The 14,264-nt window shown below is 60.9% G+C and carries 10 protein-coding genes and 3 pseudogenes; 5 read left to right on the top strand and 8 right to left on the bottom strand.

All coding sequences use genetic code 11. The features are described 5' to 3' along the window. Nucleotides 1-84 precede the first annotated feature (84 nt). The 4 genes from GKZ68_RS07485 to GKZ68_RS07470 all read right to left on the bottom strand — a co-directional run bounded on the left by GKZ68_RS07485 (nt 85) and on the right by GKZ68_RS07470 (nt 4,771). Complete coding sequence (locus GKZ68_RS07485; RefSeq protein ID WP_173112695.1) at nt 85-1,260, bottom strand: MFS transporter; 1,176 nt, start codon at nt 1,258-1,260, stop codon at nt 85-87. Between the two features lie 145 nt (nt 1,261-1,405). Then, nucleotides 1,406-2,365 carry a glycoside hydrolase family 43 protein gene (locus GKZ68_RS07480; RefSeq protein WP_173112692.1) on the bottom strand — a complete coding sequence of 320 codons (960 nt, stop codon included), beginning with the start codon at nt 2,363-2,365 and terminating at the stop codon, nt 1,406-1,408. Nucleotides 2,366-2,517: 152 nt separating this feature from the next. After that, on the bottom strand, nt 2,518-3,660 hold the full coding sequence (tal, locus tag GKZ68_RS07475) for a transaldolase (RefSeq protein ID WP_173112689.1): 1,143 nt from the start codon (nt 3,658-3,660) through the stop codon (nt 2,518-2,520). Nucleotides 3,661-3,784: 124 nt separating this feature from the next. Next, nucleotides 3,785-4,771, bottom strand: a complete 987-nt coding sequence (locus tag GKZ68_RS07470; protein ID WP_173112687.1) for an arabinan endo-1,5-alpha-L-arabinosidase — start codon at nt 4,769-4,771, stop codon at nt 3,785-3,787. A 323-nt stretch (nt 4,772-5,094) separates the two neighbouring features. Here GKZ68_RS07470 and GKZ68_RS07465 point away from each other — a divergent pair, with 323 nt between their 5' ends. Then, nucleotides 5,095-6,156, top strand: a complete 1,062-nt coding sequence (locus GKZ68_RS07465) for a LacI family DNA-binding transcriptional regulator (RefSeq protein WP_173112684.1) — start codon at nt 5,095-5,097, stop codon at nt 6,154-6,156. Nucleotides 6,157-6,165: 9 nt separating this feature from the next. Here the strand turns inward: GKZ68_RS07465 and GKZ68_RS07460 are convergent, their stop codons facing one another. The 3 genes and pseudogenes from GKZ68_RS07460 to accC all read right to left on the bottom strand — a co-directional run bounded on the left by GKZ68_RS07460 (nt 6,166) and on the right by accC (nt 9,141). Beyond that, on the bottom strand, nt 6,166-7,080 hold the full coding sequence (locus GKZ68_RS07460) for a hypothetical protein (protein WP_173112681.1): 915 nt from the start codon (nt 7,078-7,080) through the stop codon (nt 6,166-6,168). Between the two features lie 5 nt (nt 7,081-7,085). Then, nucleotides 7,086-7,613, bottom strand: coding sequence for a HEAT repeat domain-containing protein (locus GKZ68_RS07455; protein WP_173112678.1), 528 nt, complete (start codon nt 7,611-7,613; stop codon nt 7,086-7,088). 17 nt (nt 7,614-7,630) lie between these two features. Continuing rightward, a pseudogene (gene accC / locus GKZ68_RS07450) lies at nt 7,631-9,141 on the bottom strand (acetyl-CoA carboxylase biotin carboxylase subunit). Between the two features lie 314 nt (nt 9,142-9,455). Between accC and GKZ68_RS07445 the strand changes: the two are divergent. After that, nucleotides 9,456-10,693, top strand: a pseudogene (locus GKZ68_RS07445) (aminotransferase class I/II-fold pyridoxal phosphate-dependent enzyme). A gap of 262 nt (nt 10,694-10,955) precedes the next feature. Further along, nucleotides 10,956-11,129: pseudogene (locus tag GKZ68_RS22635) on the top strand (histone H1); the annotation flags it as partial. A 339-nt stretch (nt 11,130-11,468) separates the two neighbouring features. On the opposite strand, the gene tyrS reads toward GKZ68_RS22635, so the two are convergent. Beyond that, entirely contained in the window at nt 11,469-12,773 is a 1,305-nt protein-coding gene (tyrS, locus tag GKZ68_RS07435) for a tyrosine--tRNA ligase (protein ID WP_173112669.1), read from the bottom strand. A 155-nt stretch (nt 12,774-12,928) separates the two neighbouring features. On the opposite strand from tyrS, the gene holA reads away from it, so the two are divergent. Together holA and GKZ68_RS07425 are read left to right on the top strand one after the other, a co-directional pair. Then, a complete protein-coding gene (gene holA / locus GKZ68_RS07430; protein WP_173112666.1) occupies nt 12,929-13,987 on the top strand; it encodes a DNA polymerase III subunit delta in 1,059 nt (352 codons plus the stop codon). A gap of 57 nt (nt 13,988-14,044) precedes the next feature. Further along, on the top strand, nt 14,045-14,230 hold the full coding sequence (locus GKZ68_RS07425; protein ID WP_173112663.1) for a hypothetical protein: 186 nt from the start codon (nt 14,045-14,047) through the stop codon (nt 14,228-14,230). Nucleotides 14,231-14,264: the final 34 nt, after the last annotated feature.

Raw genomic sequence — 14,264 nt, 5'->3', positions numbered from 1 at the left:
CCGTTAGCGCAAACTTTGCAGTGCGCGTGCCCGCACTGCTAGCTCGTTCCGGGTCGCGAACTATAAAGTTCGCGCCACTGCCAGTTAGGCCACCGGCTCGGTTTGCGGCGTGGTCACCGGCGCCTGGTTGGGCAGCGAGGCTAGCACACCGATGCCCGTGGCCACGATGGCCACCAGGCCAAAGGCCGTGCGCAGCGAGAAAATCTGGGCCAGAAAGCCAATCAGCGGCGGGCCCATCAAGAAGCCCAGAAAGCCGATGGTAGATACCAAGGCCAGCGCCACGCCCGGCGAAACCGACGTGGCCCGCCCTGCCGCGCTGTACGAGAGCGGCACCACCGACGCAATGCCGAAGCCAATCAAGAGAAAGCCACCCACCGCCGGTATTAGGTATGGGAAGCCCACGGCTAGTAGCAAGCCGCTCACAATGAGCCCGCTGCTAAGTTGAAGCATACGAATAGTGCCGAAACGGTGGGTGAAGAAATCACTCAAAAACCGGCCCAGCGCCATGGTGCTCATGCAGGCCACGTAGCCGGCCGTGACCAGCGCCGCATCGGGCCGCACCACCTTCTGAAAATACACCCCGGCCCAGTCAAACATGGCTCCCTCGCTCATCATGCCGCAGAAAGCAATGAAGCCGATGCGCAGCAAATACGGGTCGGGGTGGCGCAGGCTGAAGCCCGGGCCGCTCTCGTCGGCTTTGCTCACATCGCGGCGCAGCGTGTAGCTGTGGGCCAGGGCCGCAATGGCGAGGCACACCACCAGCACCAGCAAAAAGTGGTGCAGCGGCGGCTGGTGCCAGCCAATGAGCGCCGTGCCCAGCGCCCCGCCCAGAAACCCCGCCAGGCTCCAGAGCCCATGAAAGGAACCCATGATGGGCTTGCCGTAAAACTCTTGTACGCCAATGGCTTGTGTGTTCACGGAAATATTCAGCATATTGCCCGCAAAGCCAAACAAGGCCAGCGCCGGGGCTAGTGTCCAGAAGCTGCCCGCCCAGCCCAGCAGCGGCAAAAAGCAGGCGTAGAGCACCGAGGCCAGCAGCACCGTGCGCCGGCTGCCCCAGGTCGATACCAGCCAGCCCGCCAGCGGCAGCGACACCAGCGAGCCCGCCGGAATGGCCAGCAGCAGCTGCCCCAGCTGCCCCGAGTTCATCCCCAGCTTGGCACTGATGTCGGGGATGCGCGAGGCCCAGCTCGCAAAGCACAGGCCGGGCAGGAAAAAGAAAGCGCTCACCGCCACCCGGCTCTTCGTAGTTGCATTCATAAGCTATTCGCAAGTGGGCATCTGCCCCCTCAAAATTACCGTTGCGAGCCCGGCCGCGCACCAAAACGCCCACCCGGCGTGCCCCGGCCAGGCGGCCAGGGGCAGTGCGGGTGGGCGGAGAGAAGCGCGAAAAGCAGTGTACGGATTACTGGGCCGGCTGTACGCCTTCCGTCGTCATTTGCACGCGCTTGAGCGTGCCGTCTGGGTTATAGTACAGGTAGTCAATGCATACCGAGCGGCGGAAGCTGCCGCCGTGCGTGTCCATCCCGCCGTTGTGATAGATGAAATACGATTTGCCTTTAAAGTCGATGATGGCCTGGTGGTTGGTGTTGGAGTTGCCGGCCAGCTCGTTCAGAATGCCTTTGTATTGCCAGGGCCCATTGAGGCTGCGGCTCATAGCGTAGACTATTTTTTCCGGAAACTCGGTGGCGTAGCTCAGGTAGTACCAGCCGGCGTGCGCGTGCACCCAGGGCGCCTCGGTGTAGCGCGGCAGCCCGGTCACCTGCTGAATGGGCCCGTCCAGCTCCGTCATGTTGGGCTTGAGCTTGGCGTAGTAGCAGGCCGTATTACCCCAAAACAGGTAGGCCTGGCCGCTCTTGTCGATAATCACCGTCGGGTCAATGTCATCCCAGCTAATGCTGGCGCCTTTAGTCATGTCGTTGGTAATCAGGGCCGCGCCGCGCGCGTCCTTAAACGGCCCTGCCGGGTTGTCGGCCACCGCCACCCCAATGGCCTTGCCCGGAATGGTGCCGTGCTCCACGGCGGCGTACCAGTAAAACTTGCCGTTGCGCGCAATTACCTGCGAGGCCCAGGCGTCGTCCTTGGCCCAGGCAAAGTCGCTAACTTTCAGCGGTGAGGGGTGCTCGGTCCAGTGCACCATATCGGTCGAGGAAAAGCACAGCCACTCGTGCATCACGTAGCGCTCCTGGGGCGGCGGCGCCTCGTCGTGGCCAGTGTAGAGGTACACCGTGCCGCCCTGCACCAGCGCCGCCGGGTCGGCCGTGTACTTGCTCTTGATAACGGGGTTACCGGCCGGCGGGGGGGTAGGGGCCTGCGCCCGCGCCGCGCCAGCTGCCAGCAGTAGGCAGGTAAAGAGAATTCTCATGCGAATGGTATAAGTAATTGTAAATAAATCTGCTATGTAAAAAAAGAACGTCATCCTGAGCCTGTCGAAGCATCTCTACCGAACGATACGGCGCGGTAGAGATGCTTCGACAGGCTCAGCATGACGTTCTTATACTTGACAACTGAATGTTATTACGCAGGCTGCTTGGCTTCGCCCACCGCGGCCTGGCGCTTTTTCTCCACCGAGTCAATCAGCTTGCCGAAGGGCTCGATGAACTTCTGCACGCCTTCTTTTTCGAGCTGCTCGGTTTGGGCGTTGAGGTCGATGCCTACTTTGGGCAGGTCGCGCAGCACCTGCTGCGCGTGGTCGAGGCCCTGCTCCAGGGTGTTGGCCGACTTGCCGCGCTGCTTGAAAATATCCATCGTCTCGACGGGCACCGTGTCCACCGTTTTCGGGCCGATGAGGCCTTCCACGTACTTCAGGTCGTCGTACTTGGGGTTTTTATTGCCGGTGCTGGCCCACAGCAGGCGCTGGGTGTTGGCGCCTTTGTCGGCCAGGGCCTGCCAGCGCGGGCCGGCAAAAATCTCCTTGTATAGCTGGTACGCCTGCTTGGCGCTGGCAATCGCTACTTCACCCACCAGCGACTGGGCTAGCTGGCCTTTCTCGCCGCCCTCGGCCGCAATTTTTTCCAGCTGCGGGTCAATCAGCACGTCGATGCGGCTCAAAAAGAAGCTAGCCACCGAGTCGATATGTTCGAGCGAATGCCCGGCGTTCACCCGGTCCTCAAGGCCCGCGATGAAGGCTTCGGTCACGGCCTTGTAGCGGTCCAGCCCAAAAATCAGCGTCACGTTCACGTTGATGCCTTCCGAGATGAGCGTGCGAATGGCGGGCAGGCCTTCGAGCGTGGCCGGCACTTTTATCATTACGTTGGGGCGGCTCACGTCTTGCCACAGCTGGCGGCCTTCGGCAATGGTGCCTTCGGTGTCGTGGGCCAGCTTGGGTGATACTTCCAGGCTCACGTAGCCGTCGCTGGAATTATCGTGGCTGTCGTACAGGCCTTTGAATAAATCGCAGGCGGCCTGCACGTCGGCCACGGCCAGGCCCACGTAGATGTCTTCGGCCGACTTGCCCTGCTGGGCCTGCGCCTTAATGGTATCGTCGTAGTCGGCGCTGCCGCCAATGGCTTTCTCAAAAATGGCGGGGTTCGAGGTCACACCGCGCAGCGCGTCGTGGTCGATGCGGGCTTTCAGTTCGCCGTTTTGCAGCACTTTGCGGCTGATAAAGTCGAGCCACAGGCTCTGGTCAAAGCGGCGAATGTCAACTAAAGGATTCATGGTTGGGGGAACTTGGGTGAAACGGGGGAGGGTAAGCCCAGCCGGCACAAGCGCCGGCCCGGCCTTGGATAGTACGTATAACCCAACCGCTTAGGCCGGGCTATGGTTGGCAGCTCTGCCGGGGCTAGGGCTTAACCGCCACGGTAGGCCAGCCGTCGGCGCTCCAGGCCAGGGGCTCGATGCGCAATTTAGGGCGGCCCTGGTCGTGGGCGTCGTAGCCGTGGAATATCAGGTAGTCGACGTTGTCGAAAGTCGCCACGGCGTTGTGGCCCACGCCGTACCAGTTGGCGTCGCCCTGCAGTACGAGCGTGCCGCCGCCCTGCTCCAGCGGCGTGCCGGCCTGGTCGAGGTAGGGCCCCGTGACGGCCCGCGCCCGGCCCACCATCATCTTGTAGGTGCTCTGCGGGCCCCGGCAGCAGTAGTCAAACGAGGTAAACAAATAGTAATAGCCGCCGTGCCGAAAAATAAACGGCCCCTCAATGGCCCCGTCGCCGGGCAGCGAGTCGGTGAGGGCCGCCGTGCGGGGGCGGCGGGCCAGCGTGCGCCACTGGGCGGGCGCGGCCGGCCCGGTGAGGTCGGGCCGCAGCCGCACCAGCTTAATACCGTTCCAGAACGAGCCGAAGGCTAGCCAGGGAGTGCCCTGCTCATCGCGGATAAGGTTGGGGTCGATAGCGTTCCACATATCACGCCCCGGCACCGACTCAATCACCGCGCCGTGGTCGACCCACTTGAAATCTTTGGCCTTGGGGTCCAGCGTCTTATTAGTGGCTAGCCCAATGGCCGAGCGGTTTTTGCCAAACGTTGATACCGAGTAAAACAGGCTGTACTGCCCGTTGAAATACGAAATATCAGGCGCCCAGATGTGCCCCTTAAAGCCCGGCACGTCGTGCTGCGCCCAGGCCGGCGGCGTGGCAAATACGGGCTTCTCGGGCGTCCAGCGCTGCCGGTCCGGCGACGACCACACCGTGATGCCGTTGCCGGTGCCAAAGAGGTAGTACGTCCCGTGCTGGCGCGTCAGCACCGGGTCGTGGATAGGAATGGCGGGTGGGAGCGCTTGGGCCGCGAGCTGTTGGCCGGTAGCCAGCAGCGCCGCGAGCAGCAGGTTTTTCATGCCGACAAGTGATTTACATAATCGATTGTGTAAATCGGCGGCAATTACGGCATTTTTTGCCAGACTTTATGCATTGCGGCGCTCTTATGGCAAAGTAATAGGGAGAGCGTTTGGGGAAATATTTGCAATATTTTCTAGCCCTGTGCCTGACTACGATTACCTACACAATCGTTTGCGTAGGTAGAATTGGATAATCGCGTTAACGGGCGGAATGAGGAGACGTGCTTGGTAGAATGGGAAAGTTGGAAAAGCATTGCGCAAACCCGCTTAAATTTGTAGCTAAGGCTGCATTCTCTGCAGAGGGCCCAGCCAAATTTATTCGCATGAGTTCTATAAAAAAAACAACGCCCAGCGCTGCGCCAACCGCCGTGTCGATGGCCGACCTGGCCCGTGAGCTGGGCGTGTCGATGACGACAATTTCGCGGGCGCTGAGCGACCACCACAGCATCGGGGCTGCCACCAAGCAGCGCGTACTAAAGCTGGCCAAGAAGCTTAACTACCAACCCAACCACCTGGCCGCCGCCCTGCGCAAGGGCCAGAGCCGGCTGCTGGGGGTCGTGGTGCCCTACATCGAAGGCAAGTTTTTTCCCTCGGTTATTCAAGGCATTGAAACGGCGGCCAGCAAGGCCGGCTTCAGCGTCATCGTGTGCCAGTCGCACGAGGAAGTGCAGCTGGAGCGCCGCAACGTGGAAACGCTGCTCAATGCCCAGGTGGCGGGCGTACTGGTATCGCTGGCCCGCAACACCCAGGATTATTACCACTTCGATAAGGTGCGGAGCCGCGGGGTGCCGCTGGTGTTTTTTGACCGCATTCCGGCCGCTGAGCAGGTAAACTCCGTGGTGCTCAACGACCGCGAGGGCGCCTTTCAGGCCACGCGCCACCTGCTGGCGCAGGGCTGCCGCCGCATTGCCCACCTGGCAGGCCCGCCGCACCTCAACATTTACCAGCACCGCCGCCAGGGCTACCTCGATGCGCTGGCCACCCACAACATTGCCCCCGACGAGTCAATGATTGTTACCTCCGACATGACTACCGACGACGGCGCCCAGGCCATGCGCCAGCTGCTGGCCTTACCCTTACCCATCGATGCCGTGTTTGCGGCCGGCGACTCGGCCATTCTGGGTGCCTTGCAGGTACTGAAGGGGCAGGGTATTCGCGTGCCGCAGGATATTGCCCTCGCTGGCTTTAGTAATGAAGGCTTTACGGCCATTACCGAGCCCCAGCTAACCTCCGTCGACCAGCGCTGCGAAGAAATGGGCCAGGCCGCCGTGCGCCTGTTTCTGGAGCTGGCCGCCGCCCCCGATGCGCCCTTCGTGCAGCGCCAGGTGGTGCTCCAGCCCGAGCTGTTCGTGCGCGAGTCGTCGCGGCACAGGCAGGCGGAATAATTGCTAAGCCTAGCCGGCGCCCCCTCTTGTTAGGCGACGGGGCCGGGGGGCGAGGTGCTGGTTGCGCCGGCTTACCCGAAACAGCTGCCCACGCTCATTGCTTATGAGTAAATCTTGGTTGTCAAGATAAAGCACCGCCTCGGCCTGCCCGGTAGTGGGCAGCCGGCGATAATTTTTCGGCTGCTGAAAAAGCCGCACGCCGGGCGGTCCCGCAAATAAAAACATCGCGCCGTAGCCTAGCAAGGCTACGCCCTGGTCATCGGGCCGCCGCGCGGCGCCGGTCACGAGCGTGCGCAGGCGCAGGCTGTCGCGCAAGATTGCCACGTGGCGGCCGGGCCGCGCCGGCACCACGTAGTAGCGCGTGCGGTGGGCTCGCCCCCGGTCTTTGGTAAAAAGGTGTAGTGTATCGTGGTAGAAGATAAATGCCTCGCAATCGAAATGTCGCCGGGCCGGGGGCGGCGGAAAGGCCGTCTGGTCGGGGTAGCGAAAGGCGATGGTATCGACCCGCGGCAGGCCGGTGGCACCCAGCGTCACCCGGTAGATGGCCAAATCGCGCCGGTCGTTGCGATTGTTGCCAAAATCGCCGATGTAAAAGCGCCCGGCCGGGTCGCGGGTCAGCTCTTCCCAGTCGCGGTTGGGCAGCGGGGCTAGCGGCAGCGTGCCGCGCAGTTGTCCGGCTAGGCTGGCCTGGTAGAGCGTAGCCGGGGTGCCGCCGTCGCCGTGGGTCCACACCAGCCCGGCCGAGTCGCCAGGCGCCAGCCCCGAGCTTTCGCGGATGGGCGCGGGCAGGCGGGCTAGCCGCGCCACCCGGTAGTGCCGCTGGCGGGCAAAGCGCCCGTGGCCATCATCGGGCGGCCGGCCCGCCAGCAGCGCGTGCAGAAACACGAGCACCGGGAAGAGGTGGTCGCGCACGAGGTAGAGCAAGAGCTTTAGTCGTTTAAGTAGCTGGTAAATCCTTCTACAAAATGCTGAATGTCATCCTTGCGCATTTCAAAATCAACGCATTTTTCAGGATGCTTTTGTAAGTCATCCCACTTGCCTTGAATAGCATGCAAATCAGCTTCCGAAAACTCAAAATCCTGTTCCTCGAGGATAGTCCCCGCATACATCTGGGCCTCGTAGCTACCGTAAAAAAGCAAGTCAAATAATTCCGGTAGCTTTTGCGAGCAATCCAGCCTCTCAAGAGCGTAAATCATTGTGGCTCGCTGATTTCGGTTTTGCGGGTTCAGGATTTCCCGCCAGAGAGGCTCCGCAGCCCGGTTGTCGCCGATGTTGCGCAGGGCCAGGGCGGCGCTGTTACGCCGCAAGGCGTTAGGGCTTTTGAGAACTGAGATTAAAAAATCCAGCACCTCATCGCCTCCAATCTCACTGAGCTTATCGGCCGCCGCCATTGCCACGGCTGAATCGGGCGAAAAGAAATCGGTTTTAAGGGTGGCTAGGGTCTGGTCGGGCTGCATAAGCTATGCGAGTGGATTTACCCAACCCCCATTCGATTCCGCCGCCACGCCGAAGCCGGCGCACCGGCCGCTTCGCCAGTTGCTACGGGGTTAGCGGGCTTTTTCTCGCTCATGAGCATAGCTACCAGCGCGGCGGCTACTTGGGCGGTCCCCTCGTCGGGGTGGTGGGGGCCAGCACGGCAGGGCTGAAGTGGTCGCGCACGAAATTCGTGTCGAAGTTGCCGCTCACGAAGGCCGGGTGCTTGAGCACGAAGGTGCCGAAGGGCAGCGTCGTTTCGATGCCCGTAATCTGGTACTCGGCGATGGCGCGCAGCATGCGGGCGATGGCATCTTCCCGATTAGCGCCGTAGGTTACCAGCTTGGCAATCATGGGGTCGTAGTAAATCGGAATGTCCATGCCCTGCTCAAAGCCGTCGTCCACGCGCACGCCGGGGCCCTGGGGGCGCACGTAGGTGGCTAGCCGGCCGATGTCGGGCAGGAAGTTGTTCTGCGGGTCTTCGGCGTACACGCGCAGCTCCAGGGCGTGGCCGGTAATGGTGAGGTCTTCCTGGCGGAAGGTCAGGGGCTGGCCCTCGGCCACCCGGATTTGCTCCTTCACGAGGTCAAGGCCCGTAATCTGCTCGGTCACGGGGTGTTCGACTTGCAGGCGGGTATTCATTTCGAGGAAGTAGAAGCGGTGCTGGTCGTCGAGCAAGAACTCGACCGTGCCGGCCCCCGCGTACTGGCAGGCCCGGGCCACGTCCACGGCACAGCGGCCCATCTCGGCGCGCAATTCGGGCGTGAGCACCGACGACGGCGCTTCCTCAATCACCTTCTGGTGGCGGCGTTGAATGGAACACTCGCGCTCAAACAAGTGCACGATGTTACCGTGCTCGTCGCCCAACACCTGAATCTCGATGTGGCGCGGCCCGGTCACGAATTTCTCGATAAACACCGCCCCGTCGCCAAACGCCGAGGTAGCCTCGCTCACCGCCAGCTGCATCTGCTCTTCAAATTCTTCCACGGCGTGCACCAGGCGCATGCCCTTGCCGCCGCCGCCGGCCGAGGCCTTAATCAGAATTGGAAAGCCTACTGCCTGGGCAATTTGCTTAGCGGCCTCCACGTCGGCAATGGCCTCGTCGGTGCCCGGCACCAGCGGAATGTTGTAGGCCTTCACGGCCTGCTTGGCCGAGAGCTTGTCGCCCATCATGTTCATCGCCTCGGGGCTAGGGCCCACGAAAATCAGCCCCGCCTCACGCACGGCGCGGGCAAAGCCGGCATTTTCGGAAAGGAAACCGTAGCCGGGGTGAATGGCATCGACGCCCAATTCTTTACATACCTCAATAATTTTATGGCCCCGCAAATAGCTCTGGGCCGAGGCCGGCGGGCCCACGCACACCGCCTCGTCGGCGTAGCGCACGTGGGGCGCGAGGCGGTCGGCCTCGGAGTAGATGGCCACCGTGGCGATGCCCATTTCTTTGGCCGAGCGCAGCACGCGCAGGGCAATTTCGCCACGATTGGCAACCAGAAGTTTCGCTATTTTTTTCATGCGGGGTGGGAGGGAAAGGCAGTAGCACGCAGCGCCGGCTTCGTGCATGAACAGGCGGAGCCGGACGACCCGAACGCAGGATGCTCGCTGCGCTCGCGCACGAAGCCGAAGCTGCGCGCTACAGTTTTACAATCACAAAGAAAACCTTAAACCGGTACCTTGGTACTTAAGTAAGCGCTGGCTAGCCTGCCGCTACGCCCAAATTATGTACAAAACCTGAGCGCGGCCTATCTTTGTCGTTTAGCTGATATTGCTGCGCGGGCTGGTTGTGCCCGCTTTCCTCGCTCTCTCAAACTTATTCCCCCTAGTTTTCAGTGGATATTTTCGACCGCGTTTCGGCCAACCGGGGCCCGCTGGGTTCGCACTCACACTATGCCCACGGCTACTTCACGTTTCCCAAGCTCGAAGGCGAGATTAAGCCCCGGATGATGTTTCGGGGAAAGAAGTATTGACCTGGAGCCTGAACAACTACCTGGGCCTGGCCAACCACCCCGAGGTGCGGCAGGCCGATACCGACGCCACGGCCGAATACGGCATGGCCTACCCGATGGGCGCCCGCATCATGAGCGGCAACTCGACGCTGCACGAGCAGCTCGAAAACGAGCTGGCCGATTTCGTGCACAAGCCCGCCGCGCTGCTGCTCAACTTCGGCTACCAGGGTGTAGTAAGTATTATTGATGCCCTCGTGAGCCGCCACGACGCTATCGTGTACGATGCCGAGTCGCACGCCTGCATCATCGACGGGGTGCGCCTGCACCAGGGCAAACGCTTCGTGTTTCCGCACAACGACATCGAGAACCTCGAAAAGCAGCTGGAGCGCGCCAAGCGCCTCACCGACGAAACCGGTGGCGGCATCCTGGTCATCACCGAGGGCATGTTTGGCATGTCGGGCAACCTCGGTAAGCTGCGCGAAATTGTAAAACTCAAGGAGAAGTTCAACTTCCGCTTGTTCGTAGACGACGCCCACGGCTTCGGTACGCTAGGCCCCACCGGGGCTGGCACGGCCGAGCATTTGGGCGTTACAGAGGGCGTAGACCTAATTTTTTACACCTTTGCCAAGAGCATGGCCAGCATCGGCGCGTTCGTGGCCGGGCCGGAGGGCGTTATTGAATATTTGCGCTACAACATGCGCAGCCAGATTTTCGCTAAGTCGCTGCCCATGCCGCTCGTAGTGGGCGCCCTCAAGCGCCTGGAGCTTATTCGCAACCACCCCGAGTACCGCGAAAACCTCTGGACCATCGTGCGCGCCCTGCAGAGCGGCCTGCGCGAAAAAGGCTTTAATATCGGTACCACCGAGTCGCCCGTCACGCCGGTGTTCCTCAACGGGCAAATTCCCGATGCTACGGCCTTAACCTTCGATTTGCGTGAGAATCATGGCCTTTTCTGCTCCATCGTGGTGTATCCGGTGGTGCCCAAGGGCGTCATTATGCTGCGCCTCATCCCCACAGCCGTGCACACCCTCGAAGATGTACGTGAAACCATCGCCGCCTTCGAAGCCATCTCGGCCAAGCTCGACAAGGGCCTCTACAGCAAGCAGGCCGCTACTGCCTAATACACTGGCAGCTAGCGGAGCTGCTGCCCGCGCGCCGGCTGCCCGCTAGGGCGGCCGGCGCGCTTGTTTTTGTACATTTCTAAGGCCATCGCGTGCCTAAAATTTCATCAAAAAAGCATTTTTTCAAAAAAAACCCGCTTACAAGGCCAGAAATGCGGTTTTGAAAAAAACCTGGAAAACTTGCTTGCGTAGAAAGTGCCTGTATATTAGGGCCGCGTAAGCACAATTCCCTTTTTTCTCACCCAATACCCAACCAACTTTCATGGCTAACCCTTTCAACAAGCTCAAGGACTTGATTCATTCGCTGGAAGACGACTTTGAGAAGTCGTATGATAAGCACAACGCCGCTGCCGGCACCCGCGTGCGCAAAGGGATGCAGGAGTTGAAAAACCACGCCCAGGCCATCCGCCTGGAAGTACAGAATATGAAGAATACGTCGAAAGACGGCGCTGCCGCTGCCCCGGCGGCTAAAAAGGCCGCTCCGGCCAAAAAAGCGGCGCCGGCCGCTGCCAAGAAGGCTGCTCCGGCTGCCAAGAAGAAGTAGGTTATCTGAGCCACGGATTCGGTCGGATTTTTCGGATTTAGTGGACGGATTTTTAAGTGCAAAAAGCCCCGCTAGCCTAGCTAGCGGGGCTTTTTGCACTTAAAATATTAAGCTGCTCTGCTAAAGCACGTCCTGCTGAGCCTGTTGAAGCATTGTGCTCGCGCCGGTTGGGTAGTATGCCTAGAGCGGTGTGGGAAAGATGCTTCGACAGGCTCAGCAGGACCTTGCTTTTCAATTAGTCATTTCGAGTAGGAAATAATCTCTCCGACCTTTTTTTACCACTAGATATTTATCCAGGAGCAGCGGCAGCTCCGCCACCGGCGCATCGGGCGAGGTCGCTTTCTGCCCGTTGAGGCTGAGGCCGTTGGACTGTACAAGCTTGCGCACTTCGCCGCGCGAGGGCAAAATCTGCTTGTCGGTAGCCTCGCTCAGCAGCACGGCTAGGGTCAGGCCGGTCGCCTCGGCGCGCGGCACGCGCAGGTGGGGCACGCCGGCAAACACGTCGAGCAGCGTGGCTTCGTCGAGCGCGGCCAGGTCGCCCCCGCCGAAGAGTACCTGCGAGGCGGCCACGGCCGCCTCGTAGGCCGCCTCGGAGTGTACCCGGATGGTTACGTCTTTAGCCAGCGCCTTTTGCAGGGTTTTCAGGCCGGGGTTTTGGGCGTGCTCGGCTTCGAGGGCTTCGATTTCGGCCTGGCTGAGCAGCGTGAAGACGCGGATGAGGCGCGGGGCATCAGCGTCTTCGGCGCGCAGGAAAAACTGGTAGAACTGGTAGGGCGAGGTCAGGGCCGGGTCGAGCCACACGGTGCCGGTTTCCGATTTGCCATACTTGGTGCCGTCGGCCTTGGTGATGAGCTGGCCGGTAAGGGCGTAGGCCTTGCCCTGGCCATCGGTGAGGCGGCGGATGAGCTCGGTGCCGGTGGTGATGTTGCCCCACTGGTCGCTAGCCCCCATTTGCAGGGTGCAGCCCAGGTTTTGGTAGAGGTGGTAAAAGTCATAGCCCTGCAGCAGTTGGTAGCTAAACTCGGTGTAGCTGATGCCCTCCGAGCCGCTGTCCTCATTGCCGCCGATGCGGCGCTTCACCGAGTCTTTGGCCATCATGTAGTTCACGGTGAGGTGCTTGCCCACCTCGCGCAAAAATTGCAGGAAGCCGAAGTCCTTGAACCAGTCGTAGTTATTGACGAGCACCGCCCCGGTGGGCGAGTCGTTGAACTCCAGGAATTTTTCGAGTTGGGCCCGAATGCCGGCCTGGTTGGCGCGCAGGGTAGTTTCGTCGAGCAGGTTGCGCTCGGCGCTCTTGCCGCTAGGGTCGCCAATCATGCCGGTGGCGCCGCCCACCAGCGCCACCGGGCGGTGGCCGGCGCGCTGCAAGTGCACGAGCAGCATAATGGTGGCCAGGTTGCCGATGTGCAGCGAGGCGGCCGTGGGGTCGAAGCCAATGTAGCCCGACACGGGCGCGGCGCTGGCCAGGTGCTCGGCCGTGCCGGGCATGGCGTCGTGGTACATGCCGCGCCAGCGAAGTTCAGAGAGTAAATCCAAGGAGAAAATAGATTCTGGTAAACAACTTTTTTAGATTCTGCCAGGCTCATTGAGTAAATCAGTTACCCAAGAACGAAGGGCAAAGGTAAAGCGGCTGTTTTACCTTTGCTGACCTGGCCGAGCGGCTAGTTTTTCGCTTTTCTACTTCTGTTGCCTTGAATACCGACGCCGACGCCATTCTCAAAGCTGTGCAGCAGCGGCAGTTTCAGCCGGTGTATTTTTTGCAGGGCGAGGAACCGTATTTCATTGATACCGTGGCCGACGCGCTCGAAGCCAGCGTGCTGCCCGCGAGCGAGCGCAGCTTTAACCAAACGGTGCTCTACGGCAAGGACACCGATACGGCGGGCATTCTGGGTCAGGCCAAGCGCTTTCCGATGATGAGCGATTACTCGGTGGTAATCGTGAAAGAAGCCCAGGCCGTGGCTGACCTGGAGAGCGAGAAAGCCTGGCCTTTTCTGGAGGCCTACCTCAAAAACCCGCTCGCCAGCACCGTACTCGTGCTCTGCTACAAGCACAAAACCCTCGACTCGCGCAAGAAGCTCGGCAAGCTGCTGGCCGGCAAGGACGCGCCCGGCGTGGCCCTAATGACGAGCAAAAAGCTCTACGACAACCAGGTGCCGCAGTGGCTGGGCGGCTACGTGCGGGCGCGCAAGCAGCAGATTACGCCCGGCGCCACGGCCCTGCTGGCCGAGTACATCGGCGCCGACCTGGGGAGGCTAGCCAACGAGGTGAACAAGCTGCTGCTCAACGTGAAGCCCGGCCAGGCCATCGACGAGGACCTGGTGCAGCGCCTGGTGGGCATTAGCAAGGAGTACAATATTTTTGAGTTGCAGCGGGCGCTGGTGCAGCGCGACGTGCTCAAGGCCAACCGCATTCTCACGCACTTTGCGGCTAATCCCAAGGCTAACCCGCTGATTCCCAATCTTACGCTGCTGTTTAATTTCTTCACCCGACTCTTGATGCTGCACCAAGCTGGCCCTAATCCCTCGGATGCGGAACTGCAGAAGATGGGCATCAACAAGTTTGCCCAGAAAGAATACCAACTGGCTCAGCGCCAGTTCGGCCCCGAGCGCACCATCGACCTCATCCACCTCATCCGGCGGGCCGATGCCCAGAGCAAGGGCATCGAGAGCGGTAGCATGGATGAGGGCGAAATTCTACGTGAGCTGGTGTGGCTGATACTGCACCCGGTGCCGGTGGCAGCCGTAGAGTAACGCGGGGCGCGTGACTAGCGTAGAAAGCAGGTAGTTCATCTTAACCTGATTTCACTCATGAGCGATAACCAACCGAGCGGCACCCTGGGCGGCATGATTTCCAGCCTGTTTGGCCGTAGAAATAGCGATGATAGCACGAGCGGCGGCTTTACGGCCACCCATAAAGTACTGAGCGGCGCCCTGCTGGCCGCCGGTGCCGCCTACCTCTACAAGCGCGCCAAAGGTAAGCAGCTAGCTAGCTAGGCTGCGCTTTAAAAGCAAGGCCCCCGTCAGTCGC

Source organism: Hymenobacter sp. BRD128 (assembly GCF_013256625.1).
Classification (GTDB): Bacteria; Bacteroidota; Bacteroidia; order Cytophagales; family Hymenobacteraceae; genus Hymenobacter.
This window is presented reverse-complemented; position numbering and strand designations above follow the sequence as displayed.

Coding starts and splice junctions, on each gene's coding strand:
- tal (WP_173112689.1), bottom strand. CDS start 3,660: ATGAATCCTTTAGTTGACATTCGCCGCTTTGACCAGAGCCTGTGGCTC.
- GKZ68_RS07455 (WP_173112678.1), bottom strand. CDS start 7,613: ATGCAGCCCGACCAGACCCTAGCCACCCTTAAAACCGATTTCTTTTCG.
- GKZ68_RS07485 (WP_173112695.1), bottom strand. CDS start 1,260: ATGAATGCAACTACGAAGAGCCGGGTGGCGGTGAGCGCTTTCTTTTTC.
- GKZ68_RS07425 (WP_173112663.1), top strand. CDS start 14,045: ATGAGCGATAACCAACCGAGCGGCACCCTGGGCGGCATGATTTCCAGC.
- GKZ68_RS07480 (WP_173112692.1), bottom strand. CDS start 2,365: ATGAGAATTCTCTTTACCTGCCTACTGCTGGCAGCTGGCGCGGCGCGG.
- GKZ68_RS07465 (WP_173112684.1), top strand. CDS start 5,095: ATGAGTTCTATAAAAAAAACAACGCCCAGCGCTGCGCCAACCGCCGTG.
- GKZ68_RS07470 (WP_173112687.1), bottom strand. CDS start 4,771: ATGAAAAACCTGCTGCTCGCGGCGCTGCTGGCTACCGGCCAACAGCTC.